At 68.6% G+C, this 24,433-nt stretch carries 21 protein-coding genes; 11 read left to right on the top strand and 10 right to left on the bottom strand.

All coding sequences use genetic code 11. From position 1 onward, the window contains the following. Positions 1–58: 58 nt before the first annotated feature. A complete protein-coding gene (locus tag I5Q34_RS15140) occupies positions 59–1,525 on the top strand; it encodes a catalase (protein WP_199892699.1) in 1,467 nt (488 codons plus the stop codon). Positions 1,526–1,668: 143 nt separating this feature from the next. Here the strand turns inward: I5Q34_RS15140 and I5Q34_RS15135 are convergent, their stop codons facing one another. The 4 genes from I5Q34_RS15135 to I5Q34_RS15120 form a co-directional block, all read right to left on the bottom strand. Further along, the gene (locus I5Q34_RS15135; protein ID WP_199892698.1) at positions 1,669–1,857 is read right to left on the bottom strand and encodes a hypothetical protein; all 189 of its coding nucleotides are present in this window, start codon (positions 1,855–1,857) and stop codon (positions 1,669–1,671) included. 103 nt (positions 1,858–1,960) lie between these two features. Beyond that, positions 1,961–6,388 (bottom strand): hypothetical protein, encoded by a 4,428-nt coding sequence (locus I5Q34_RS15130; protein ID WP_199892697.1) that lies wholly within the window; start codon positions 6,386–6,388, stop codon positions 1,961–1,963. 888 nt (positions 6,389–7,276) lie between these two features. Continuing rightward, positions 7,277–7,477, bottom strand: coding sequence for a DUF397 domain-containing protein (locus tag I5Q34_RS15125; protein WP_199892696.1), 201 nt, complete (start codon positions 7,475–7,477; stop codon positions 7,277–7,279). Positions 7,478–7,488: 11 nt separating this feature from the next. Continuing rightward, complete coding sequence (locus I5Q34_RS15120; RefSeq protein WP_199892695.1) at positions 7,489–8,343, bottom strand: helix-turn-helix transcriptional regulator; 855 nt, start codon at positions 8,341–8,343, stop codon at positions 7,489–7,491. 237 nt (positions 8,344–8,580) lie between these two features. Here I5Q34_RS15120 and I5Q34_RS15115 point away from each other — a divergent pair, with 237 nt between their 5' ends. Further along, positions 8,581–9,006 (top strand): hypothetical protein, encoded by a 426-nt coding sequence (locus I5Q34_RS15115; RefSeq protein WP_199892694.1) that lies wholly within the window; start codon positions 8,581–8,583, stop codon positions 9,004–9,006. A gap of 13 nt (positions 9,007–9,019) precedes the next feature. Beyond that, entirely contained in the window at positions 9,020–9,292 is a 273-nt protein-coding gene (locus I5Q34_RS15110) for a DUF6255 family natural product biosynthesis protein (RefSeq protein ID WP_199892693.1), read from the top strand. Between the two features lie 10 nt (positions 9,293–9,302). Here I5Q34_RS15110 and I5Q34_RS15105 read toward each other — a convergent pair whose 3' ends face one another. Together I5Q34_RS15105 and I5Q34_RS15100 are read right to left on the bottom strand one after the other, a co-directional pair. Beyond that, positions 9,303–9,773, bottom strand: coding sequence for a hypothetical protein (locus I5Q34_RS15105; protein ID WP_199892692.1), 471 nt, complete (start codon positions 9,771–9,773; stop codon positions 9,303–9,305). An 89-nt stretch (positions 9,774–9,862) separates the two neighbouring features. Continuing rightward, a complete protein-coding gene (locus tag I5Q34_RS15100) occupies positions 9,863–12,187 on the bottom strand; it encodes a transglycosylase domain-containing protein (RefSeq protein ID WP_199892691.1) in 2,325 nt (774 codons plus the stop codon). A 222-nt stretch (positions 12,188–12,409) separates the two neighbouring features. Here I5Q34_RS15100 and I5Q34_RS15095 point away from each other — a divergent pair, with 222 nt between their 5' ends. From I5Q34_RS15095 to I5Q34_RS15070, 6 genes are all read left to right on the top strand, one after another. Beyond that, positions 12,410–13,348, top strand: coding sequence for an SPFH domain-containing protein (locus I5Q34_RS15095; RefSeq protein ID WP_199892690.1), 939 nt, complete (start codon positions 12,410–12,412; stop codon positions 13,346–13,348). Further along, positions 13,345–13,575, top strand: coding sequence for a hypothetical protein (locus I5Q34_RS15090; protein ID WP_199892689.1), 231 nt, complete (start codon positions 13,345–13,347; stop codon positions 13,573–13,575). Before I5Q34_RS15095 ends, I5Q34_RS15090 begins: the two co-directional genes overlap by 4 nt. An 85-nt stretch (positions 13,576–13,660) precedes the next feature. Further along, complete coding sequence (locus I5Q34_RS15085) at positions 13,661–14,185, top strand: PadR family transcriptional regulator (RefSeq protein WP_199892688.1); 525 nt, start codon at positions 13,661–13,663, stop codon at positions 14,183–14,185. Then, positions 14,182–14,868, top strand: coding sequence for an ABC transporter ATP-binding protein (locus I5Q34_RS15080; RefSeq protein ID WP_199892687.1), 687 nt, complete (start codon positions 14,182–14,184; stop codon positions 14,866–14,868). The genes I5Q34_RS15085 and I5Q34_RS15080 overlap by 4 nt, the downstream gene beginning before the upstream one ends. A gap of 11 nt (positions 14,869–14,879) precedes the next feature. Beyond that, on the top strand, positions 14,880–17,267 hold the full coding sequence (locus I5Q34_RS15075) for an ABC transporter permease (RefSeq protein ID WP_199892686.1): 2,388 nt from the start codon (positions 14,880–14,882) through the stop codon (positions 17,265–17,267). A gap of 162 nt (positions 17,268–17,429) precedes the next feature. Continuing rightward, complete coding sequence (locus I5Q34_RS15070) at positions 17,430–18,035, top strand: Uma2 family endonuclease (protein ID WP_199892685.1); 606 nt, start codon at positions 17,430–17,432, stop codon at positions 18,033–18,035. Between the two features lie 4 nt (positions 18,036–18,039). On the opposite strand, the gene I5Q34_RS15065 is transcribed toward I5Q34_RS15070, so the two are convergent. After that, complete coding sequence (locus tag I5Q34_RS15065) at positions 18,040–19,050, bottom strand: LysR substrate-binding domain-containing protein (RefSeq protein WP_199892684.1); 1,011 nt, start codon at positions 19,048–19,050, stop codon at positions 18,040–18,042. A gap of 132 nt (positions 19,051–19,182) precedes the next feature. Here I5Q34_RS15065 and I5Q34_RS15060 point away from each other — a divergent pair, with 132 nt between their 5' ends. Next, positions 19,183–19,737, top strand: a complete 555-nt coding sequence (locus I5Q34_RS15060) for a peroxiredoxin (protein ID WP_199892683.1) — start codon at positions 19,183–19,185, stop codon at positions 19,735–19,737. 11 nt (positions 19,738–19,748) lie between these two features. After that, positions 19,749–20,282, top strand: coding sequence for an alkyl hydroperoxide reductase (locus tag I5Q34_RS15055; RefSeq protein ID WP_199892682.1), 534 nt, complete (start codon positions 19,749–19,751; stop codon positions 20,280–20,282). A gap of 72 nt (positions 20,283–20,354) precedes the next feature. Here I5Q34_RS15055 and I5Q34_RS15050 read toward each other — a convergent pair whose 3' ends face one another. The 3 genes from I5Q34_RS15050 to I5Q34_RS15040 form a co-directional block, all read right to left on the bottom strand. Continuing rightward, a complete protein-coding gene (locus I5Q34_RS15050; protein WP_199892681.1) occupies positions 20,355–21,686 on the bottom strand; it encodes an AI-2E family transporter in 1,332 nt (443 codons plus the stop codon). A gap of 174 nt (positions 21,687–21,860) precedes the next feature. After that, positions 21,861–22,592 carry a transglycosylase SLT domain-containing protein gene (locus I5Q34_RS15045; RefSeq protein WP_199892680.1) on the bottom strand — a complete coding sequence of 244 codons (732 nt, stop codon included), beginning with the start codon at positions 22,590–22,592 and terminating at the stop codon, positions 21,861–21,863. A 434-nt stretch (positions 22,593–23,026) separates the two neighbouring features. Beyond that, positions 23,027–24,349 carry a PhoH family protein gene (locus tag I5Q34_RS15040; protein ID WP_199892679.1) on the bottom strand — a complete coding sequence of 441 codons (1,323 nt, stop codon included), beginning with the start codon at positions 24,347–24,349 and terminating at the stop codon, positions 23,027–23,029. Positions 24,350–24,433 lie beyond the last annotated feature (84 nt).

Genomic DNA, 24,433 nt, shown 5'->3' with positions numbered 1-24,433 from the left:
CGGTGTGGAGGGCGGCACGGACGACGCCCTCGCCATCACCCGTTCCGGGAGGCGTCCCATGACCGACTCGGCGCAGCAGCACACTCCGTACACGACCAACAACGCGGGCGTTCCCGTGGAGAGCGACGAGCACTCGCTCACCATCGGTGACTCCGGCCCCATCCTGCTCCAGGACCACTACCTCATCGAGAAGATGGCCCAGTTCAACCGGGAGCGGGTGCCGGAGCGGGTGGTCCACGCCAAGGGCGGCGGCGCCTACGGCACCTTCCGGGTGACGCAGGACGTCAGCCAGTACACCAAGGCCGCGCTCTTCCAGCCGGGGAAGACCACCGAGACGCTCGTCCGCTTCTCCACGGTGGCCGGCGAGCAGGGCTCCCCGGACACCTGGCGCGACCCCCGCGGCTTCGCGGTCAAGTTCTATACGGAACACGGCAATTACGACCTCGTCGGCAACAACACGCCGATCTTCTTCGTCCGCGACCCGCAGAAGTTCCAGGACTTCATCCGCTCCCAGAAGCGCCGCCCCGACAACGGGCTGCGCGACAACGACATGCAGTGGGACTTCTGGACGCTGTCCCCCGAGTCCGCCCACATGGTCACCTGGCTGATGGGCGACCGCGGGATCCCGAAGACCTGGCGCAATATGAACGGCTACGGCTCGCACACCTACCTGTGGGTCAACGCCGGCGGCGAGAAGTTCTGGATCAAGTACCACTTCATCACCGACCAGGGCATCGACTTCCTCACCCAGGAGGACGCGGACCGGCTGGCCGGCGAGGACCCGGACGTACACCGCAAGGACCTCTGGCAGGCCATCGACAGCGGAAACGCCCCGTCCTGGACCCTCAAGGTCCAGATCATGCCCTTCGACGACGCGGCCGGCTACCGCTTCAACCCCTTCGACCTCACGAAGGTCTGGCCGCACGGCGACTACCCGCTCATCGAGGTCGGGCGCATGACCCTGGACCGCAATCCCGAGGATTTCTTCGTCCACATCGAACAGGCCGCCTTCGAGCCGTCGAACCTCGTCCCCGGCATCGGCCCGTCCCCCGACAAGATGCTCCTTGGCCGCCTCTTCTCCTACCCGGACACCCACCGGTACCGCATCGGCCCCAACTACGCCCAGCTGCCGCCCAACCGGGCGCACTCGGTGGTCAACTCCTACGCCAAGGACGGCCCGATGCGCTACGAGGCGGCCAACACGGCCCGCCCGTACGCCCCCAACTCCTACGGCGGCCCGGCGGCCGACACCGCCCGCTTCGGCGAGATCGCCGGCTGGCCCGCCTCCGGCGACATGGTCCGCGAGGCGTCCAGGCTCCACCGCGAGGACGACGACTGGGGCCAGGCGGGCACGATGGTCCGCAAGGTCCTGGACGACGCGGCCCGCGAGCGTTTGGTCAACAACGTCTCGGGCCACTTGCTCAACGGCGTGAGCCGCCCGGTCCTCGACCGCGCGCTGCAGTACTGGCGCAACATCGACAAGGAGGTCGGGGACAGGATCGCGAGGCGGGTGAACGGGGGCTGACGGCGCAACCACAAGTGCCCCCTGTTCCCTCTCCGGGGAACAGGGGGCACTTGTCATGAGGAATCAGCTCATGAGGAGTCAGCCAAAGGGTCTTACTCAGGAGACGGCGCCCCATGGACCCCGGACCGTCGGCGCCGGGCAGGTCAGGACGCGGTCCGATCGGCATCGATCATCCCGCCGATGACCAGCAGTACGACGGGGAGGACGACCAACATGAAGGCCATGGCCCACCCTGTCCTCGCCGTTGTCACGCGCGCGACTTTCTTGCACAGCAGGATCGCGAGCGCCAGGTAGAGGAAGAAAACAAGAAAGGCCACGTAAAAGAAACCCACGAGAAATTCTCCCTTGATGCACGAAGAGGGGAGGGGGCCGGACCAGCATTACCTGGCCCCCTCCCCCTTCGCACGATGCTAAATCACCTGGCGAACTCCCTGATCACTGGGTGAGGTTGACGGTGAACTCTTTCTCCGGTTCATCACAGTGGATCACCTTGCCCGGCCGGTTCCCGGGTCCGTCACCGAAGATCGGCACCGGGGCGTCCACGCCCCATGGGTTACCACCGCTGTTCCGGATGGCCACGCCACAGAGGGCAAAGGCGTTGCCCTTGGGAGCAGTCAGGGGCAAGTTGGAGAAGTTCCTCCAATCACCGATATTGATCCGCTCCTTCGACGGGTGGCCGAGGTTGTCGGTCATGCGGTCGTCGATGTACAGGTAGAGGTCGGGCATGTAGGACTGGAAGACGATGCCATTGGACGGCTTCGCGTCACCGTTCTTCTGCAGATGCGTCGGCTTCACGGAGCCGTCGGCGCAGAAGGCGGCGGAGATGTCCTGCCAGATCGGAGGCGCGTTGCCGATCATGGAGCCCATCATGTTTTTGGGCCCGCTGTTCTTGAAGAACATCGAGTAGATGTCCCCGGCGAACCGCCTCACAGCCTCGTTGGTCTCCGTGTTCGACTTGACCTCGTCCACCCACGCCTTGACATTGTCGTTGATCGACTTGTGGCTGATCATGTCGCGGTAACCGTGGACGCCGCCGCCGACGGCACGGAAGTCCACGCACTGCTTGGCGTCGTCGAGGCGTGCGCCACGGAAGTGCGGGAAGTACGCCTGACCCGGAGTGTCCCCGTCGTCGTAGGGGTGGGACGTCTTGACGTTGCCGTACTCCAGCGCGTCCTGCGTGGTGTAGTCGATGTCCGGCGCGAGGATGCCGTAGTCCGCCTCGATCGCCTTCATGATCTTCGTGACGAAGTAGGGGAGGTGGGCGTTGCCGACGCGGGAGCGGTAGTCCGACCCCACGCTGCCGTCAACGATCTTCCCGTCCTCGCCGACCACGAACGTCACGGACACATCGGACTTGATCTTGTAGCTGTTCGGGTCCTTGTAGGCCTCGGAGGCGGGCTTGGACGGGTCGGGGCGCCGGTTGGCCATGGCCATCCACACCGGGATCGACATCGCGGGGGCGGAGCCGTCCTCCCTCGGCTTCCAGCCGCCTTCCTTGATGTCCTTCGCCCACTTCGCGGCCTCGTCGTACGTCTTCTGGCCCGTGCACTCGCCCACGGCCTTCGCCGTCTTGCAACGCGCGTGGTAGCTCAGGCCCAAGGCCTCGACGCCATTGCCGTTGTTGTTCCACAGCTGGGCCCGCTCGGCGAGCCCCAGGCCCCACTCGTAGAGCGACTTCATCGACCGCACGGGCGTCTCGAGCCCCGTCACCGGGGAGTTCGAGTTCAGCTCCTGGTTGGGGTCGAAGATCGCGGCGGCGGTCAGGGAGCGGTGGACGAACTTGCCCTTGATCGGCTTGAACGCCACGGAGTTCCAGGCGACATCATGGTCGGCGGTGCCCGTCTTCGTGTAGTTCGTCAGCTTCACCTTCGGCGTGGACGTGAACTTGTAGGCGCCCAGCGGCACCCACTTGCCGTTGTTCGCGTTCTGGTCCACGAACCGCTCGTACGGGCCTCCGGAGGCGCCGCTGATGACGTACTTCGCGTGCCTGGTCTGCGCCCCGGTGTCGGGGATGTACGCGTAGACGGCGGCGAGATCGTACGTCTTGCCCGCCGTCCACTCGCCGTCGATCGTCATCCGGTTGCCGTCGCCGCCGAGGTTGTTCTCGTTACGGGTGTGGGTGTACCAGAAATGGCCGCCGTCGCCGCCCCCGATGGAATGCAGATCGGCTTTCGCCTCGTACTGCTTGTCCATGTCGGGATAGAAGGTGAACTGGAAACTGCCCGTCGACGACGCCTTCCCGCAGTCCGACCACGTCTCCGTGCCGGCGGGAATCGAGGTGACGACGTCGGAGCCCGCCGGGGCGGTGCCGCACACCGGCTCGCCGTTCTTCAGCCGGTGACCGCGTCCCGGCTCGGAGCGCAAGGTCTTGTACTTGATGTCCTCGTTACCGCAGCTCTGGGCGCAGTTGGACTTCCACGTCGCATTCTCCTGATTCCACCAGAACTGCCGGTAGCAGGCCTCATCCGGGCAGTCGACCGGGTTCTTCGGGTCGCAGTTGTTGTTCTTGTTGCAGAAAGTGTCCAACTGCGGGCTGACGCGGGAACGCTCGTCGACTTTGACCCACCAGGCGGGACGGAATCCGGCGGAGGAGAACCCCTTCTCGCCCTTCCAGTCCTGACGGCCTTCCGTGTCATAGGAGAAGCCGGTGTCGATGGACCAGGAGGCCCAGCCCATCACCTTCTCCTCGTACGGCCAGTACTGCGGGTGCGCCGCGTCACGGATGTTGTCCTTGCTGAGGCTGACATCCATGAACGGGTGGTCCCAAGCACCCTTCTTGTACATGGGGTTGGCGGGGTTGTTGTACCAGCCCAGACCCCAGTTGCCGCCGTTCTTCGAGGCTTCCGACCTGGGGTTGAAGCCGAGGTTGTAGTTCCAGACCGCGGTGAACCAGTTCTCCACACGGGCGGGGTCGTCGTTGTTGACCGTGATCCGCTGCCCGTCCTTGTGAACCTCGTTCCACTTGTCGGCGAGGATCTTCATGGAGGCGGCGACGTTGCTGGCGTAGTCGATCGCGATGATCTTCTGCAGCTTCGGGTCGAGGCTCGTCTCGACCTTCTGGCCCGTCTGCTTGTCCGTCTTCTCGTGCCCCGCCAGGCGCATCCCGTCCGTGACCTGGCCCACGCCGTAGCCACAGTCGGACTTGTCCCACTTGATGCGCCAGTAGCCGAGGAGGGTGTCCTTCGTGCTGTGGCCGTAGTAGCCGTCAACGGCGGCCAGCGGACTGCCCATCTGGCCGGGGATCGCACCGGACTCGGCCTGCCACAGGTTGGACTCCTGGGCCAGGACGCCGAGGAGGACGTTGGCCGGGATGTGGCCTCCTCCGTTCAGCGACGGGAGGGGGAACAGCCCCTGCGGGTCGACCGTGCCCAGCCCGGCCTGGTCGCGATAGCCGCCCTGGCGGAGCCACTTGCCGCGCAGCTCGCCGCGTACGGCCATGTCCACGGCCCACTCGACCTGGTTCGGCGTCGGCTGCAGCGCCTGGGCGCTCATGTCGTTGCGGGAGACGGAGCACCAGCGGTCGGTGTCGACGGGATCGTGGGACACCGGTGCCGAATCGGCCGCGGCGCGTGCCAGCCTGCGCGGCTGGGTACCGCCGGTCAGGGCGGGGGAAAGGCCGTTCTTGAGCTTCGGCTGCGGCGAGGTCACCCGCTGCTCGACCTTGTCCCCCGTCGTGGTGGCGGTCGACGTGACGGTGAGCGTGGTGTCACCGCCCGCCGTCCCGGGCGCCTTCCCGGAGCGGGAACGCACACCCGCCTCGGGCTCGTCCACCTTGTCGAATCCCTTGCCGCCCCCCTTGATGCGGGTCAGTCCGGCGCGGACGCCGGGGGTGAGCACGGGGTCGACGGCGAGGCGGCCGAGGGAGGAAACGTCGGTGTCGGCCGGCGCGTCGATCTCGGTGACACCGCTTCCCTCCACCTTCACGTCCTTGGGACGGCCGGTGAGGAAGGCGCGGCCCTGCGCACCCTGCGTGAGTTCGAGCTCACCGAGGCGTCCGGTGGCGACCGTACGCGGCGTGCCGCTGCCGCTGTACACCTTCGCCTGCGCCGTCTTCGTGCCCTTGCGGTCCACGAAGGCGATCCGGTCACCGGCCATGGGGCGGATGTCGAAGGGCATGCTGTCGCCCTTGGCGAGCCGGCGGGTCTTCCCCTTGCCGTCGATCCGAACGAGATCGCGGCCGAGACCGGCGACGACGCCGTCCTTCACCGGGGCCGCCGACGACACCTGCCCGCGCAGCTCACCCGTCCTGACGACCGTCCTGCCCGCCGTGTCCACCGTGATCACCTGCGTCTTCACCTTCGACATGTCGTTCATGTCGCGGTACTGGGTGAAGGCGGCGGTGTGCGTGGTGGTGTTACAGGTGGGATCGAAGTAGGCGAGGGTGGCGGTGAACGGCAGCTTCGTCACGTCACCCGTCTCGGTGTTCACGATCGCCGTGAACGCGCCGCCCTGCATCAGGTCGGGCTTGTTCGTGAACGCGCGCGGGGCGTACACGGCGGCGACGTGGGAGTCGTCCATGACGCACTGGTTGCCGATCCACGAATCGGCGGGCATTCCCGGCTCGCTGAGAACGGCGGCCGTCTTCCACGCGTACGCCTGGCCCGACTCCGCGGTGAGGATGCGCAGGCCCTTGGCGTCGGCGGCGGCGGTGACGGCCTGGTCCTTCGACGTGTCCCAGTTCTTCCCGAGATGCTCGTCGGGGTCGGCGACCCGACCCGAACCGGCGGGCGCCTCCATCGACTTGGGGTCGACCGGTGGGGCTTCGGGTACGGCGTACGCCGCACTGCCCTGTATCAGCCCGGCCAGGACAGCGGCGGCCGCAAGGCCCGCGATCCCGGCACGGGCCGGTCTGAACGGTTTCAACTCTGTTCCTTACTCTGCGCGTTGGCAGCCGACAGAGAGGGATGACGCTGCACGTCGCGTGGTGACCCACGCCCCCCTGTGGCGTCTGTGCGATTGATGGATGAAGGTGGGCGCAAGGCGTGCGCCGGAACGCACAGTGGCGCGCTCTTGATTCCGCGTTCGGCCATGCCGAACGGAACGAGACCCAAAGGGCTGCCCGACTCGACAACAAGGCGCGCATTACTGCCCGTTGTTCATGGCACGCCGCAGGGCACACCGGCGAGCGGAATCATTCCGGCGCGAAGATCGCCCTGTCGTGAAGATCGCCGCAAATCCGGCGAGAAATCAAGCCTGTTCAGGTGCCGACGAGAGGGCAGCCGGCCGGGTGCCACTGCTCCGGCTTCAGCGCCCGCCCAGGGATCTCACCCGCCGCCGTACATACCTCGGCACGCGCCGCGGTGGCCGGCTTTCTGCCCGGAACCGTGAACTCCCCGGAGTTCACCTGCGCGGCGGCGCACCTCACCGTTTCGGCCGCCACGGCCGGGGATGCCGTCGGCATACCGCCCCACCACGAGCCCGATCCCCCCGGGCACAACAAAGCAAGCACGACTCACGCGCGCCATAGGATCCCCACCCCTGAACTCGAAAATCGCCGACGAGCTCCTTTGGAACGGAGGCCCGCAGCGATTCGATCAATATAAAGGCCGAGTAAGTTCCCTGTCCAGCACGACCCCAACTCTGCGCCGAGTACGTCACGTTCAGGAACAGGAAAGGTGATGGACGGTCCGCGCGACATCGGCAAGGAACTCGGCAATCAGAACGCCACACTGAGTGAACGGGCCCTGAACGGAAGGCACTTGCAGTGTGTCCCGTGGCGCCACCACGAATCCACGGCGGCACCACTTGACTTCACGTCGCCGAGCTGTCGAAATCTCCCGACTTCACCCGCAAGAGCGCTGCGGCCAGGGCGCGACGGCGCAGGATCGCGGGTCTTTCGGGCTCATCGCTCTCACGTATCAGTATCTCGTCGCCCTGCTCGGCGACCTCTATGCAGTCTTCGTCCCCACCTCCGGAGAAGGAGGACTTCTGCCACTGGATCTCGGTACCCATGTCCCCGTCTTTCACAGCTCTCGGGCGATGTGGTGGATGAAGTGCCGCGAATCGTCCGGATCGAGCGCCGCGTGCTCGGCGAGCACAATCAATTCGCGGAACCTCTTCAAGTCGGTCTCGGAATATAGGAACCGTCCGCCAAACGGTGTGCCGATCCGTACGGTGTCGAGTTGAGACACCGGAGCGCCCGCATAGAGCACCGGATGCGTGGCCTCGATGAAGTCCTCGCTCGTGAAGGGGATCACCCGGACGGTCACGTTCGGGAGCCCGGTGACCTCGATTACGCGCTCGAGTTGGGCCCGCGCGACCTTGCGTCCTCCGAAGCGCATACGCAGGGCGGCTTCATGGATGACGGCTCCAACGACCGGCGGCTGTTCGGCATGGACGACCTGCTGCCGTCGCATGCGGTGTTCCACCCGCACCTCAATCTCTTCGACAGAAAGCTTCAGGTGCGGAGCTCCGAACAACGTTCGCGCATATTCCTCGGTTTGCAGCAACCCGGGAATGGTGACGCTCTGCACCGACGTCAGCGAGACCGCATGATGCTCCAGCTCCGATACGTCGAGGAAGCCGGGCGCCAGAACGCCCCGGTATTCGTCCCACCAGAACTGGCCTCGGTACTCACGCGCCATCGCGCACAGCGCTTCGACCAACGCGACGTCATCGCACATGTAGAACACGGCAAGACGGCGAATACGTTCTTCGCTGACCCCGACCCTGCCGGCTTCGATATTGCTGACCTTGGCCTGATCGGCCGAGAGCAAAGCGGCGGTCTCACGGGCCGCCTTGCCCGCTCGTTCCCGCAGCTTGCGCAGTTCGGCGCCCAACCGCGTCTGACGCGCGGTCGGGGTGTCCCTCGGCGGCATGCGTCCCTTCCCCCTGCTCCGGTGCGAGTGTCCTGCTAACCGTGCCACGGGTCCACTTGTCAACACCCAAGAGTGAACAACCTTGCCCCGGAGAATAGATGCCACTACCTTCGTGCAGCATCGCGCACCGCACCGGCGGGACGAAGTGCCGCCACTCGCACGCCCATTGACAGACCGCAGGCGGCCGGCTGGTCAACGCGGCATCGGACGCGAGCCACACCGCGAGGGAGACCACCCATGCGTACAGCCATGCTCGACAAGCCCCGCTCAGCGTGTTCGGCCTACCGGCTCACCGCCCCGGCCATCCCCGCCACCACCCGCCTCGCCCGCGACTTCGTCCGCGGGATACTCGCACCGGACCACTCCCCCGCCCTCGTTGAAGCCGCCCGGATCTGCGTGTCGGACGCGGTGACGCACGTCGTCGCCCACGCCACGGCCGACCACCTGCACATGGACATCCACCTGCTTCGGCCCCGACTGCTCATCGCCGTCCTCGACGACGACCGCACCGGCGTTTTCCAACGCCACGAAACGCCACCGGAGGCCAAGGGCCTGATGCTCATCCGCCGACTCTCGGCCGCATCCGGGATCACGTGGAAATGGGATCCGCACCACCGCGTCGGCAGCCGGCGTGTGTGGTTCGAACTCCGCACCTCCGACTGACGAGGAGCAACCGATGTACACCACGGGGCACTTGGTCCACCATTGCCGACACCACTCCGGCTGGGAACAGGGAAACGGCGAGGCCCACTGCCGCGACTGCGGCACCCGCCGCTTCACCGACTATGGCGCACTGCGCCCACCCGAGCACCCGGCCACAGGCCCTTCGCCTCAACCCACCCGCGACCGCACCCAAGCGGACCGCTCAGCAGCCGCCCTCATCGCCCGTGGACTCCACAACCTCTCCCGCTGGGGCACCGGCAACAGAATGTGGCACCTGGCCGTGTGACCCCCGCACTTCACGCAGCAAGGTCTTTCCCGGCACGGCGCTCCGATTCGTAGACGGCGGCGCCTGCGGATACGGCAGCGGCCAGTGCGAAGCCCAGCACGGCCGGGTTGACATAGCCCGGAACGGACTCGGCGTCGAAGCTTCCGCCACCCTCCGTCTTGCAGACGAACCGGAGTGGCACATAGTCCACTTTGTAGTCGACGACACGCAGAGCTCGCTGCCAATGGCCAGGCGTCCGGCACGGCCGAAGCGGTGACGAGTCGGCGCCGCCGTCCTCGGCTTCCACGACCGCACCGGCGATGAAGAGCAGGCCCCATGTGTACAGAGCAGCGGCGCCGGCACCCAGCAGCGCGGCAAGGCTCCGGAGCCACACCCTTCGGTCGGCACGCCGGAGGCCGCCCCGGACCAGGGCCCCGAGGCCGTAGAAGAGCAAGCCCACTGCGGCGGCCGGCCCGAACAAGATGAACAACAGAAGCAGCATCCGTCGAGTCCACCAAAGCCGGACCATGACAGCAAACGGCCGCCGCACTCCTCGTGGAGTGCGGCGGCCGCTTCGTCATGTGCGTCCCGCTAGGGCGACGGGCTCGGGCTCAGCCCGTTGAGGTGGAGCCCGTCGTCATTCCCGTTCGGACCGCCGTTGGTGTCCGGCGGGTTGGGCTTCCGGGTGTTCGTGGCCGGCGGGTCCGTCGGCGGCTTCGGGGGCTTGGGCGGCTTCTGCGTGTGCGTCGGCGGAGGCGTGTGCGGCGGGGTCTTGGTCGCCGGGGGCGTCTTCGTCGCCGGGGGCGTCGTGGCCGGCGGCGGCGTGGTCGCCGGGGGCGTCGACGGAGGCTGCGTGGTCGCCGGGGGGGCCGTGGTGGCGGGGGGCGGCGGGGCCTGCGTGGCGGCGCCGTTGTCCGTCTCCAGGTCGAACTTGGCGGTGGCGTCGTCGCCGAGCGCCTCGTCCATGTACGCGGCCCAGATGTCGGCCGGGTAACTGCTGCCGCCGATGCGGGAGTTGCCGCCCGCGCCGTAGAGCGGCACGTGCTTGCCGCCGTCGCCTTCGCCGTACACGGCGACGACGGTGGTCAGATCGGGCGTGTAGGCCGTGAACCAGGCCGACTTGTCCTCCTCGGAGGTACCCGTCTTGCCAGCCACCTCGAAGCGCGAGTTGCGGACCTTCTTGGCCGTACCGTCGTCGCTCTCGACCACGCTCTGCAGGACAGCGGTGACGCCGTCGGCGGCATCGCGGCTGATGACCTCTTCACTGCCGGACGACTTCGGCAGGTCGATGTCCGTGCCGTTCCGGCTGATGGACTTGATGATGCTCGGCGTGACCTTCTTGCCGTGGTTGTTCAGCGTGGCGTAGGCGGCGGCCATGTGCAGCGGGCTCTGCGCCATGGAGCCGAGCGCCATGGCGGGATGGGCACCGAAGTCGCTCGCCTTACCGTTCATACCGAGGCCGACGGCGGTGTCCTTGACCTTCTCCAGACCGACGTCCACGGCCATCTGCGCGAAGACCGGGTTGATCGACTTCTGCATCCCGAACTCGACGGAAACCGGACCGTAGCTGGTCTTGTCCTCATTCTCGGGAGCGTAGCCGTTGGCCCCGGGGCCCGTGATCTGGTGCTCGCTGTCGCCGTTGTAGATGGTGTTGGCGTTGATCGGCTTGCCGTCCTGGGTCTTCGACTCGTTCGACAGGGCGGAGGCGTAGATGAACGGCTTGAAGGTCGAACCCGGCTGGTAGTCCTCGCGGGTGGCGTTGTTCGTCCAGCGGTTCTGGAGCTGGCCCTTGCCGCCGTACATCGCGACGATCTTGCCGGTCTTCGGGTCCACCGAGACGGCGCCGGGCTGAACGGCCTTGTCGACCTTGCGGGTCTGCGGGTCGAGGTTGCTCCACAGCTCGGAGTCGACCGCCTTCTCCAGAGCGGCCTGGCGCTTGCGGTCGATGCTGAGGGTGATGGTGTAACCACCGCCGCCGATGTTGCCACCGGACTGCTTGATGGCCTCTTCGGCCTGGACCTTGGCCAGTTCGTAGATGTAGCCGTTCTGGCCCTTGAGCGACGCGTCAGGCTTGACCTTGCCCACCTTGGGGAAGTTCATCTTCCTGCGGTCGGCCTTGGACAGCCAGCCCTTCTCGACCTCCTTGTCGAGAACATAGGCCCAGCGCTCCTTCGCCATCTTCTTGCCGGTGTCCGTGCCCGTCACCACGTCGTACTGGCTGGGTGCCTGGAGCAGCGCGGCAAGGTAGGCGGCTTCCTCGGTGTTCAGCTTGCCGACATCCTTGTGGAAGTACGCGTTGGACGCGGCCTGGATGCCATAGGCGTTGCGGCCGAAGTAGCTGGTGTTGAGGTAGCCCGCAAGGATTTCCTCCTTGGACATCTCGTTCTTGAGCTTCAGCGAGATGATGAGCTCGGTCACCTTGCGGCTGATGGTCTGACGCTGGTCCAAGTAGTAGTTCTTCACGTATTGCTGGGTGATCGTCGAACCACCCTGCTTGCCGCGGCCCATCACCGTGTTGAGGATGCCTCGCGAGGTGCCCATGAGGTCGACGCCGGAGTCGTCCCAGAAGTCCTTGTTCTCGGCCGCGACGACCGCGTTCTGGACGGTCTTCGGGATCTTCGAGAACGTGACCTCCTCGCGGTTGAACGCGCCGTCCCGCTTGATGACCGTGCCGTCCTCGAGCTTGTAGACGGTGGCCTGCGCCCTGGCGGCGTACTTGCCGTCCTTCGGGACGTCCACGTAGATGTACAGCGCGACGAAGGCCCCGACCCCCAGGGCTATGAGCCCGAAGAAGTAGGCGAGCAGCTTCTTCCAGGTGAAGAACCGACGTATACCGGCCTTCTTGGGCTTCTTGCCTCTGGCGCTGCGGGCGGGACTGCCCTTCTTCTGCGCCCGTCGTTCTTCCGCTCGGCCCATCTCTCCCGTAGCTCCAGTCTGTCCGCCCCCAACCCAGCTCACGAAGCTAACACCGCAAGTGTGACCAAAGGCCCATCGATCAAGGGTTTGGCGCACGTGACATATAGCACCCCCGGGGGGCGGAACCCGGGTGCGGCGGCGATGCGGGAAACCGTACAGGGCGGTAAAGTGATATCAGTTTGCTAGACCAGCCCAAGATCATCATCCACTCAGGGGGCCGCCATGTCCGCGACGCACGACAACACCGCAGCAAGTACCCGCAAGCCACCCATCCGTGAGGTCCCCGCCAAGGACATCGGCGGCGGACTCGCCCTGCTCCTGGGGCTGGTGGGGCTGCTGATCGGCATTGGGGTCGTCGTGTTCGGGATCCGGGTGGCCAACGGCAGCGGGCAGTCCGGGGTCGCCGCCGCGCTCATCGCCGGCGGCGTCCTCGTCGCCCTCTCCTCGATCGTCGCGATGTCGGGGCTGAACACCATCGCGCCCGGCGAGGCGAAGGTCGTCCAGCTCTTCGGCCGCTACCGGGGCACGATCCGCACCGAAGGGCTGCGCTGGATCAACCCGTTCACCAGCCGCAACGGCGTCTCCACCCGCGTGCGCAACCACGAGACGGCCGTACTGAAGGTGAACGACGCCTACGGCAACCCGATCGAGCTGGCCGCGGTCGTCGTCTGGCAGGTCGAGGACACGGCGCAGGCGGTGTTCGCGGTGGAGGACTTCCAGGAGTTCGTCGCCGTCCAGACCGAGGCGGCCGTGCGGCACATCGCCATCGAGTACCCCTACGACGCGCACGACGAGAACGCGCTGTCGCTGCGCGGCAACGCCGAGGAGATCACCGAGAAGCTGGCGATCGAGCTGCACGCCCGGGTCGAGGCGGCCGGCGTGCGCATCGTCGAGTCGCGCTTCACGCACCTCGCCTACGCGCCCGAGATCGCCTCGGCGATGCTCCAGCGCCAGCAGGCGGGCGCGATCGTGGCCGCGCGGCAGATGATCGTCGAGGGTGCGGTGGGCATGGTCGAGCAGGCCCTGGACCGCATCAGCGAGCAGGGCATCGTCGAGCTGGACGAGGAGCGGAAGGCGGCCATGGTGAGCAATCTGATGGTGGTGCTGTGCGGTGACCGGGCCGCACAGCCCGTCCTCAACACCGGCACCCTGTACCAGTGACAGAGGACATCTCACCGCAAGGACGGCCGCGGCAGCGCAAGCAGGTGCTGCTGCGGCTCGATCCGCTGGTCCACGACGCGCTCTCCCGCTGGGCCGGCGAGGAACTGCGCAGCGCCAACGCGCAGATCGAGTTCCTGCTGCGCAAGGCGCTCGCCGAGGCCGGGCGGCTGCCGAGGGACGTGGGCGCGATCCGCCGCCCGGGCCGACCAACCAAGTCGGACGGATAGGAATAGATCAGGGCAAAGCCTCTTTCGGCCAGCTACGCACCCCCTCTATACATCGCGTGTATACGCGTCGTGTACAGTCCCCGGCATGTCAATCGGACACACGCTGCTCGGCCTGCTGGAGTCCGGCCCGCGCCACGGCTACGACCTCAAGAAGACCTTCGACGAGCACTTCGGGCAGGACCGCCCGCTCCACTACGGCCAGGTCTACTCGACCATGTCGCGGCTGCTGAAGAACGGCCTCGTCGAGGTCGAGGGCATAGAGCCCGGCGACGGCCCGGACCGCAAGCGCTACGCCATCACCGACGCCGGGGTCACCGACGTCGCCAAGTGGCTCGCGCGGCCCGAGAAGCCGGAGCCGTACCTCCAGTCGACCCTCTACACCAAGGTCGTCCTCGCCCTGCTGACCGGGCGCAGCGCGGCCGGCCTGCTGGACGCGCAGCGGTCCGAGCACCTGCGGCTGATGCGCGGGCTGACCGAGCGCAAGCGCAACGGCGACCTGGCGGACCAGCTCATCTGCGACCACGCGCTCTTCCACCTTGAAGCCGATCTGCGGTGGCTGGAACTGACCGCCGCCCGGCTGGACCAGCTCGCGAAGGCGGTGGGCGCGTGATACCCGTCGGTTCCCTGCTGAGCGGCGTGGGGCTGCACAAGTCCTACGGTCCGACGCGCGCCCTCGACGGCGCGGACTTCTCGATCCACCCGGGCGAGGTCGTCGCCGTGATGGGCCCCTCGGGCTCCGGCAAGTCGACCCTGCTGCACTGCCTGGCCGGCATCGTGCCGCCGGACGAGGGCCGGGTGACCTACGACGGCCGCTCGCTGTCGGACATGTCGGACGCCGAGCGCAGCGCGCTGCGGCGCGGCGAGTTCGGCTTCATCTTCCAGTTCGGCCAGCTCGTCCCGGAGCTGACGTGCCTGGAGAACGCGGCCCTGCCGCTGCGGCTGACCGGCCTCAAGCGCAAGGAGGCCGAGGCCAAGGCGCTGCACTGGCTGGAGCGGCTGGAGGTGGCCGACGTCCGGCACCACCGGCCCGGTCAGATCTCCGGCGGCCAGGGCCAGCGCGTCGCCGTGGCCCGCGCCCTGGTCACCTCCCCGCGCGTGGTCTTCGCCGACGAGCCGACCGGCGCCCTGGACTCGCTCAACGGCGAGCGCGTGATGCAGCTGCTGACCGAGGCCGCGCGGGAGACCCACGCGGCGGTCGTCCTGGTCACCCACGAGGCGCGGGTCGCCGCGTACTCGGACCGGGAGGTCATCGTCCGCGACGGCCGGGCGAGGGACATGGCGGGCGTCCTGTGACGGACGCGAACGTGAAGGAAGAACGCAGCGTCCTTCATCCGTACCCCACCGGTCCCACCGGCCCCGCCGCCTGGCTGCGCGATCTCCTCCTCGGCGCCCGTTACGCGGTCTCCGGCGGCCGCGAGGGCTGGGTGCGCACCGCGCTGACCGCGACCGGCGTCGGGCTCGGCGTCGCCCTGCTGATGATCGCGGCGTCGGTGCCGTCGATGATGGAGAAGCGGCACGAGCGCGGGACCGCCCGTTCGGTCGGCGTCACCGGGGAGTTCCGCAACCAGACGGAGAAGGACGCGCCGCGCGGCAGCGGGACGCTGCTCTACCAGGAGGTCGATTCCGACTTCCGCGACCGGCCCATCACCGGCGGGCTGCTGCGCCCCGACGGACCGGACGCCCCGGTGCCGCCGGGTGTGGAACGGATGCCGCGCACGGGCGAGTTCGTGGTCTCCCCCGCGCTCGACCGGCTGCTGGCCTCCGACGACGGCAGGCTGCTGCGCGACCGCTTCTCGGCCTACCGGAAGATCGGCACCATCGCCGACTCCGGTCTCATCGGCCCCAGCGAGCTCTACTACTACGCGGGCAGCGACCGCGTCTCCCCGGCGACGGGTGCCAAGCGCATCGACCGGTTCGGCTACGCGGAGCCGGACATTCCGATGGATCCGGTGCTCATCGTCCTGACCATCATGGTGTGCGTGGTGCTGCTGACGCCGGTGGGCGTCTTCATCGCCACGTCCGTCCGCTTCGGCGGCGAGCGCCGCGACCGCCGGCTGGCGGCGCTGCGGCTGCTGGGCGCGGACCTCGGGATGATCCGCCGGATCGCGGCGGGCGAGGCGCTGGGCGGCTCGGCGATCGGACTGGGCGTCGGCGCCGTGCTCTTCCTGCTCCTGCGGGAGAACGCGCGGGATTTGGTCATCCGCGACGTCAGCGTCTTCCCCTCGGACATCGTCCCCTCCCCCGCCCTGACCGCGCTGATCCTCCTGGCCGTTCCGGCGTGCGCGGTCGTGGTGACGCTGTTCGCGCTGCGCGGCGTCGCCATCGAGCCGCTGGGCGTGGTGCGCAACGCGGTGCCGCGCCGGCGCCGCCTGTGGTGGCGGCTGCTGGTCCCGGCGGCGGGCGTGGGACTGCTGTTCCCGATGACCGGGCGGACGCCCGAGATGTACGGCGACCCGCTCACCACCTACCGGGTGGCCGCCGGCGCCGTGCTGCTGCTGATCGGTGTCACGGCGCTGCTGCCCTGGCTGGTCGAGGTGTGCGTCGCCCGCTTCCGCGGCGGCCCGCTGCCCTGGCAACTGGCCGTCCGGCGGCTCCAGTTGCACAGCGGCCCGGCGGCCCGTGCGGTCAGCGGCGTGGCCGTGGCCGTGGCGGGGGCGATCGCCGTGCAGATGCTCTTCGCCGGCGTGCGGGGCAACTACGAGAAGGAGCCGGAGGACATCCCCTCGCACTCCCAGCTCCAGGCGTCGTACACGCTCAAGTCGGCGTCGGAGGCGCACGGTTACGCCCAGCGGGTGCGGGCGACCGAGGGCGTCCGGGCGGCGGTCGGCTACGCGGACAGCTACATCGAGAAGGAGGGGGACCCGGACAAGGTCAGCTCGGTCACCGTCGCCGACTGCGCCAGCCTGCGCGAACTGGCCGAGCTGGGCTCGTGCGAGGACGGCGACGTCTTCCTCGGCCGGTCCGACGCGGACAACCATCAGAAGTCCTTCGTCCCCGGCACCCGGATCGTCGTGACCCCGTACGACACCGCGGAGAAGAAGTCCCACACGTACCGCTGGACGATCCCGTCCTCGGCACGCACGGTGCGCACGCACGCCGACCCGGCGGGCGAGCACCACGACGGCCTCCTGGTCACCCCGTCCGTCCTGGACGCCGGGGCCATCCCGAACATCAGGACGCGGCTGACCATCAAGACCGCTCCGGGCGACCCGGACGCCATCGAGCGGGTCCGCAACACGCTGGCCCACGTCGACCCGGCGGTACGGGTCTGGCGGCTCGGCGGTGTGCAGAAGGACGAGAACTACGCCGTCATCGAGCGGGGCCTGCTGACCGGCGCGGTGGGCACGCTGGCCCTGATCGGTACGACGATGCTCGTCGCCTCGCTGGAACAACTGCGGGAGCGCAGGCGGCTGCTGGCCGTCCTGGTCGCGTACGGCACCCGCCGGCGCACCCTGGCCTGGTCGGTGTTCTGGCAGACCACGGTCCCGGTGCTGCTGGGCATGGCCGTCGCGGTCGGCGGCGGCCTGGCGCTGGGCTGGACCATGCTCGAGGTGGTGAACGGGCACGTGAAGGACTGGTGGTCGTTCTGGCCGATGGTCGGCGCGGGCGCCGGCGTCATCCTGGCCGTCACCGTGGCGAGCCTGCCGCCGCTGGTGAGGATGATGCGGCCGGAGGGGCTGCGGACGGAGTAGGGCGCGGTGAAAGGCCCGGCTGCTCTTACCACGCGAGGTGAGAAGGGCCGGGCCTGTACCTGCGCCCGAACCCACGCGTGGGTGAAGGTGCATGCGCACGGCGGGGAAGGGGCGGACCGACCTACGATGATGGTCTCGACACCGGACGCCAGGAGGCACTCCATGTCCGCAGCAGCAGTAGAGAAGCACCACGCCTGGGGTCAGCGCCCGCTCCTCGCCATGGCCGAGGAGATCTCCGAGAAGTTCCCGGGCCACCGTGTCGAGATCCTTGGGGGACAGGTCATCGTGACACCACCCGCAGACGGCCCGCACGGGGAATCCCTGACAGATGTCATGCTTCCCCTCATCGCCGCCGGAGTACACGGCGGGGAATCCAGGGTGATCCAGGCCCTGGGCCTGTGGCTTCCATCGGGCGAGGACGACTATGCGATCCCCGATCTCTCCGTGGTCGACGCGGACTACCAGGACCACTTGATCGAGTACAACTCCTACGACCCGGCCGTCTTCCGCATGGTCCTAGAGGTCACCTCGTCCAACTACCGGACGGACCTGCGGACCAAGGTCGCTTTGTACGCCGAGGCCGGCATCCCCGTCTACGTCATCGTCGACCGCAAACACCAGCGCGTCCACGTCCTGACCGACCCGCACAATGGCGAATACGAACACACCGTTCACGCCCCGGGGAGCACCTTCACTCTCCCGCTCTCCATCGGAGCCGAAGTCAAGCTCTCCGTGGACATCCTCCTGCGCCTCAAGCCTGCCGGCTGACCCGTCACCGCACGATCCGCACCGGCAACCCCCTCAGCGCCGAGCGCAGCGCCTCCGCCAGCTCCTCGAACTCGCCCTGCCGCGCCGCCCCCGAGCGCATCGCCAGGGCGATGCGGCGCGAGGGCGCGGGCGAAGCGAAGCGGGCCGTGGCCAGGCCCGCGCTGCGGGTGGCCTCGACGTCGACGGCCGTGTCCGGCAGCAGCGTCACGCCCAGGCCGCCGCCGACCAGTTGGACCAGTGTCGACAGGCCCGCCGCGCTCGTCGTCACCGGGCCGCCGGAGGCGCGGCCGGCCTCGCGGCAGACGTCCAGTGCCTGGTCGCGGAGGCAGTGGCCCTCGTCCAGGAGCAGCAGGTCGAGTTCGCGCAGCACGCCGCGCGGCAGGTCGGCGCGGCCCGCGAGGGCGTGGTCGCGCGGGGTGACGAGGACGAAGTCCTCGTCGAACAGCGGCAGTTCGACCAGCCCGGGCGCTCCCGCCGGCACCGCGAGCAGCAGCAGGTCGAGCCGCCCCGAGGTGATCCCGTCCAGCAGGGAGAACGTCTGCTCCTCGTGGACCTGGAGTTCGAGGTCGGGGTAGGAGTCGTGGACGAGGCGGAGCACGGCGGGCAGCAGGTAGGGCGCCACCGTGGGGATCACGCCGAGCCGCAGGACGCCGGTGAAGGGCGCCCGCGCCGCCTCGGCCTCCTCCATGAACGTGCCGACCGCGTCGAGCACCGTCCGGGCGCGGGCCGCGAGCCGTTCACCCGCGGGGCTGAGCAGCACCTTCCGCGTCGTACGCTCGAAGAGCTGAATCCCCAGCGACTCCTCCAGTGCGGCCACCGCCCCCGAGAGGGCGGGCTGGCTCATGGAGATCGCGGCGGCCGCGTCCCGGAAGTGCAGGTGCTCGGCGACGGCCGCGAAGGCCCTCAGCTGCGCCAGACTGGGCTGCCGCGGCCTCGGGGAAGGCGATTTCAGGCCACCCGTTCGCGGGGCCGCGGGCTCCGGAACAGGCCCTTCCGCTGCTATGGACGTTCCCATCGATAAACACCACCAATCAACACCACTCAGTCTAGCTATTTCCGTTATCAATCGCCCCTGTGGCAGGCTGTTGCCAGTCCAACCCCCCAGAAAGTCCACGAACAGGGACTTTCTTCGCTGTGAGGAGAGCGCGTGCTCACTGTCGGTGACAAGTTCCCCGAGTTCGACCTGACCGCCTGTGTGGACCTCGACGCGGACAAGGCCTTCGCGCAGATCGACCACAAGACCTACGAGGGCAAGTGGAAGGTCGTCTTCTTCTGGCCGAAGGACTTCACCTTCGTCTGCCCGACCGAGATCGCCGCGTTCGGCAAGCTGAACGACGAGTTCGCCGACCGTGACGCCCAGATCCTCGGCGTCTCCGGCGACTCCGAGTTCGTCCACCACGCCTGGCGCAAGGACCACAAGGACCTGCGCGACCTGCCCTTCCCGATGCTGGCCGACGCCAAGCACGAGCTCATGCGCGCCTGCGGCGTCGAGGGCGAGGACGGCTACGCCCAGCGTGCCGTGTTCGTCGTGGACCCGAACAACGAGATCCAGTTCGTCATGGTGACCGCCGGCTCCGTCGGCCGTAACCCCAAGGAGGTCCTGCGGGTCCTCGACGCCCTGCAGACCGACGAGCTGTGCCCCTGCAACTGGACCAAGGGCGAGGACACCCTCGACGCGGTCAAGCTTCTCGCGGGCGAGTGAGCTGACTCACCATGGCCCTCGATGAACTGAAGTCCGCGATACCGGACTACGCCAAGGACCTGAAGCTCAACCTGGGCTCGGTCATCGGCAACTCCGACCTGCCGCAGCAGCAGCTGTGGGGCACCGTCCTCTCCTGCGCGATCGCGACCCGCTCGCCGATCGTGCTGCGCGAGCTGGAGCCCGAGGCGAAGGCGAACCTCTCGCCCGAGGCGTACACCGCCGCCAAGGCGGCCGCCGCGATCATGGCGATGAACAACGTCTACTACCGCACCCGGCACCTGCTGTCGGACCCGGAGTACGGCACGATGCGCGCGGGTCTGCGGATGAACGTCATCGGCAACCCGGGCGTGGAGAAGGTCGACTTCGAGCTGTGGTCCCTGGCCGTCTCGGCCATCAACGGCTGCGGCATGTGCCTCGACTCGCACGAGCAGGTGCTCCGCAAGGCCGGCGTGGACCGCGAGACGATCCAGGAAGCCTTCAAGATCGCCTCGGTGCTGCAGGCGGTCGGCGCGACCCTCGAAGCCGAGGCCGTGCTGGCCGGCTGATCCGGCCACCCGCGTCTCATACGACGACGGCCCGCCGACCTGATGGTCGGCGGGCCGTCGTCGTATGAGACGTCAGACCAGTTTCTCCCCGGGAACCTCGCCCCGGCCGTACGCCCGCAGGTACCCGACCACCGTGTTGGTGACCGCCACCAGCGGCACCGCGACGACCGCGCCGCCGATCCCCGCGACCAGCCCTCCCGCCGCGACCGACAGGACGACCGCCAGCGGGTGGACGCGCACCGCCCGGCCGAGGATGAACGGCTGGAGCACGTGCCCCTCGATCTGCTGCACGGCGAGCACGACCGCCAGCGCCATCGCGGCGGTGAACGGCCCCTGGGTCACCAGGGCGACCACCACGGCCAGCGCTCCGGAGATCACCGCACCGACGAGCGGGATGAACGCGAAGAGGAAGATGAAGACGGCCAGCGGCACGGCCATCGGCACCTTGAGGAAATACAGCCCGACGCCGATGCAGATCGCGTCGATCATCGCCACTATCACCGTGCCGCGCACATAGGCGGTGAGGGTCGCCCACGCGCGCGGCCCCGCGCCCGCGACGCCCTCGCGCGCCGCGCCGGGCACCAGCTTGAGCGTCCAGCGCCAGATCCTCGGCCCGTCGTAGAGCAGGAAGAGCGTGGTGAACATCGCCAGCACGATGCCGGTCAGCGTCTCGATGATCACCTGGACGCCCTCTATGCCGGCGGAGGTGATCTCCTTGGTGTTGGAGCCCAGGGCGTCGCTGAGGTTCGTCGTGATGTTGTCGATCTGCTTCTGGGTGACGTGGAACGGGCTGGTGCGCAGCCAGTCCTTCAGATCGCGCAGACCGTTCTGGAGCTGCTCGGTCAGGTCCTCGGCGTTGTCCATCACCTGCCAGACGACGAACCAGCCGACCAGCCCCATGACCACGAAGCCGGAGATGAACGTCATGGCCGTGGCCAGAGCCTGGTGCACGCCCCGCCGCCTGAGCGCGGCGACGGTCGGCTGGAGCAGCGCCGTGATCAGCAGGCCCGCGACGAACGCGAGCACCACCAGCTGCACCGCGCTGATGACGCGCATCAGCACCCACAGCACTCCGGCCAGCACCAGCAGCCGCCAGCCCGCCTCGGCCGCGACCCGCACACCCCACGGGACGGCGGACGCCGGGTCGGGGCGCGGGGGCACCTGCGGGGGTACGGGCGCTGCGGCCGCGTCGGACGGCGGGTCCGCCGGGGGGACCGTCTCCTCGGGCTCGTCCCGGCGGGCCGCCGGCTGCGGTACGGGCACGGCGTCCTCGCCGGGGGCCGGCCGCGCCCAGTCGGGCAGGGCCTCCTCCGCCTCGGCTCGGGCCTTGCGCTCCTCGAGCCGCCGGGAGAGCCGTGTCAGGCCCGACCCCACGTTGCCGAGCCAATGTGGCAATCTGGACATTTCTCTTCCTCTACCCCCACTGCCCCCGCGGTCGTCCTCGATGAACCGTACCCGGGTCAGGACGTTCGAGGTCGAAAGGTTTCACCGGGGGTAGACACACGAAAACCCCCGACCGGTTGAGTCGGGGGTTTCGCGATGGCTTGCGCGACGGCTTCCGCGGTGCGCGGAAGTGCCTCAGTACCAGTTGTTGGCCTGCCAGAACGACCAGGCGCCGCAGGGGCTCTGGTAGCGCTCGTTCATATAGCTGAGGCCCCACTTGATCTGGGTGGCCGGGTTGGTGCGCCAGTCGGCGCCCGCCGAGGACATCTTCGTGCCGGGGAGCGCCTGGACGAGACCATAGGCACCGGAGGAGGCGTTGGTCGCGGTGTAGTCCCAGCTGCTCTCGTTGTTCACGATGTTGCTGAAGCACTGGAACTGGTCGGCCGGCACGATCTGCCGGGCCATGGCCTGGAGCTCGGCGACGGAGTACGAGCCCTTGACGGGGAAGTCGGCGTCGGCGCGGGCGGCCGAGCGGCTGGCGATCTCCGCCTTCTCCTCGCGCTCCTTCTCGGCCTTCTTCCTGGCCTCCTCCTCGGCCTCCTTCTTCTTCGCCTCCTCCACCGCTTCCTTCTTGGCGGTGGCGTCCTCGGCGGCCTGCTGGCGCGCGGCCTCCTCGGCCTGCTTCTTGGCGGCGGTCTGGGCCACGCCGGTCTGCGTGTCCGCCTGCTGGGTCAGCGAGGCGGTCTGGACCTGAACGTTCTCCCCGGAGGGGATGTCCGCGAGGAGCGTCGTGTCGGCGGCGGCCGCCTCGACCCCGTGGTTCGTCTTGCCCTGTTCGTCGCCCTGGGCGACGCCCACGACGGCGCCGACGGTGGTGACCGCGGTGGCGGAGGCCACGGCGAATCCCCGGACGGAGATCCGGCTCACACGCTTTCCTTCCAGCATCGCCCGCGCAAGGTGACCTCGCGGACGCGATCGCGCCCCTTGCGCTGGCCTCCGCTTGCTCCGGACCCGCGGAAGCGGGACCGGCCGGTCACCGGAGGCACGGGCCCGGGCGGGGCCCCCGTGGAAGGAGGTCCGCACGATACGCGGGCGGCATACGGCGGCGCTGTGGAGTTGGTGGTACCGCACGCCCCCTGGGGGGCAAGTGCCGTATGCGGGGCCTGACAGGACCCAGACTCTGCCCGACGCGCACGTCCGTAGGCAATTCTCCGTTGCGTGGGAAACGTCACATCCCGTTTACCCGACAGGATTTCCGGAAAATGCGGCGGCGCACAAAGGCGCGCGGCTAAGCTCCCCGCTTCGCCGCGCGCCGCGCCGTCACCGGCGCCCGTCACCGACGCTCCGCCGTCGGCGTCCCGTCAGATGCGGCCGTCCTCCAGCAGTTCGGTCACCAGGGCCGCGATCGGCGAACGCTCCGAACGCGTCAGCGTCACGTGGGAGAAGAGCGGATGCCCCTTCAGCTTCTCCACGACGGCGACCACCCCGTCGTAGCGGCCGACCCGGAGGTTGTCGCGCTGCGCCACGTCATGGGTCAGCACCACCCGGGAGTTGGCCCCGATCCGCGACAAAACGGTCAGAAGAACGTTTCGTTCCAGCGACTGGGCCTCGTCGACGATCACGAACGCGTCGTGCAGCGACCGTCCGCGGATATGGGTGAGCGGCAGCACCTCCAGCATCCCGCGCCCGACGACCTCCTCGATCACCTCCGCCGACGTCACCGCCGAGAGGGTGTCGAAGACCGCCTGGGCCCACGGGCTCATCTTCTCCGCCTCGCTGCCCGGCAGGTATCCCAACTCCTGCCCGCCGACGGCGTACAGCGGCCGGAACACCATCACCTTGCGGTGCTGGCGGCGCTCCAGCACCGCCTCCAGCCCCGCGCACAGCGCCAGCGCCGACTTGCCCGTACCGGCCCGGCCGCCCATCGAGACGATGCCGACCTCCGGGTCCAGCAGCAGGTCCAGCGCGATGCGCTGCTCGGCGCTGCGCCCGTGGATGCCGAACGCCTCCCGGTCGCCGCGCACCAGCCGCACCGAGCCGTCCGCCGCCACCCGGCCCAGCGCCTTGCCGCGCTGGGACTGGAGCACGAGGCCGGTGTGCACGGGGAGTTCGGCCGCTTCCGGCACGTATGCCCGTTCGGCGGCGAACAGTTCGTCCACCTGGTCGGCGGTGACGGTCAGCTCCGCCATCCCCGTCCAGCCGGAGTCCGTGATGGCCAGCTCGGCCCGGTACTCCTCGGCGGCCAGGCCCACCGACGACGCCTTGATGCGCAGCGGCAGGTCCTTGGAGACCACGGTGACGTCATAGCCCTCGGCCTGCAGGTTGCGGGCGACCGCGAGGATGCGCGAGTCGTTGTCGCCCAGGCGGAAGCCGACGGGCAGTATGCCCGGGTCCGAGTGGTTCAGTTCGACCCGCAGGCTGCCGCCGAGCTCCCCGATCGGGATCGGCGCGTCGAGCCGGCCGTACTGCACCCGGTACTCGTCCAGCAGGCGCAGCGCCTTGCGGGCGAAGTAACCGAGCTCCGGGTGATGCCTCTTGGCCTCCAACTCCGTGACCACGACGACGGGCAGCACGACCTCGTGCTCGTCGAAGCGGCACATCGCGCCTGGATCCGCCAGCAGGACGCTGGTGTCGAGGACATAGGTGCGCCGGTCGTTCTCACGGCGCTTCTTGCTGGTCACCACGGGTGCACGAACCCCCTCGGGGAGAGGTGTGGACGCGACTGGGTCGCGGGGAGATCCGGGGGACGAGCCCTTCGGGCGCCGGCC

The sequence above is a fragment of the Streptomyces sp. AV19 genome, from assembly GCF_015999245.1.
In the GTDB taxonomy this organism is placed as follows: domain Bacteria; phylum Actinomycetota; class Actinomycetes; order Streptomycetales; family Streptomycetaceae; genus Streptomyces.
The sequence above is the reverse complement of the archived record's forward strand: the minus strand, read 5'-3'. Positions and strand labels throughout refer to the sequence as shown.

Bases quoted from the DNA above. Each gene is read 5' to 3' on its own strand.
- I5Q34_RS15115 (WP_199892694.1), top strand. From the start codon at position 8,581: ATGCGTACAGCCATGCTCGACAAGCCCCGCTCAGCGTGTTCGGCCTAC.
- I5Q34_RS15100 (WP_199892691.1), bottom strand. From the start codon at position 12,187: ATGGGCCGAGCGGAAGAACGACGGGCGCAGAAGAAGGGCAGTCCCGCC.
- I5Q34_RS15140 (WP_199892699.1), top strand. From the start codon at position 59: ATGACCGACTCGGCGCAGCAGCACACTCCGTACACGACCAACAACGCG.
- I5Q34_RS15125 (WP_199892696.1), bottom strand. From the start codon at position 7,477: ATGGGTACCGAGATCCAGTGGCAGAAGTCCTCCTTCTCCGGAGGTGGG.
- I5Q34_RS15055 (WP_199892682.1), top strand. From the start codon at position 19,749: ATGGCCCTCGATGAACTGAAGTCCGCGATACCGGACTACGCCAAGGAC.
- I5Q34_RS15120 (WP_199892695.1), bottom strand. From the start codon at position 8,343: ATGCCGCCGAGGGACACCCCGACCGCGCGTCAGACGCGGTTGGGCGCC.
- I5Q34_RS15105 (WP_199892692.1), bottom strand. From the start codon at position 9,773: ATGCTGCTTCTGTTGTTCATCTTGTTCGGGCCGGCCGCCGCAGTGGGC.
- I5Q34_RS15070 (WP_199892685.1), top strand. From the start codon at position 17,430: ATGTCCGCAGCAGCAGTAGAGAAGCACCACGCCTGGGGTCAGCGCCCG.
- I5Q34_RS15050 (WP_199892681.1), bottom strand. From the start codon at position 21,686: ATGTCCAGATTGCCACATTGGCTCGGCAACGTGGGGTCGGGCCTGACA.
- I5Q34_RS15085 (WP_199892688.1), top strand. From the start codon at position 13,661: ATGTCAATCGGACACACGCTGCTCGGCCTGCTGGAGTCCGGCCCGCGC.
- I5Q34_RS15110 (WP_199892693.1), top strand. From the start codon at position 9,020: ATGTACACCACGGGGCACTTGGTCCACCATTGCCGACACCACTCCGGC.
- I5Q34_RS15065 (WP_199892684.1), bottom strand. From the start codon at position 19,050: ATGGGAACGTCCATAGCAGCGGAAGGGCCTGTTCCGGAGCCCGCGGCC.
- I5Q34_RS15095 (WP_199892690.1), top strand. From the start codon at position 12,410: ATGTCCGCGACGCACGACAACACCGCAGCAAGTACCCGCAAGCCACCC.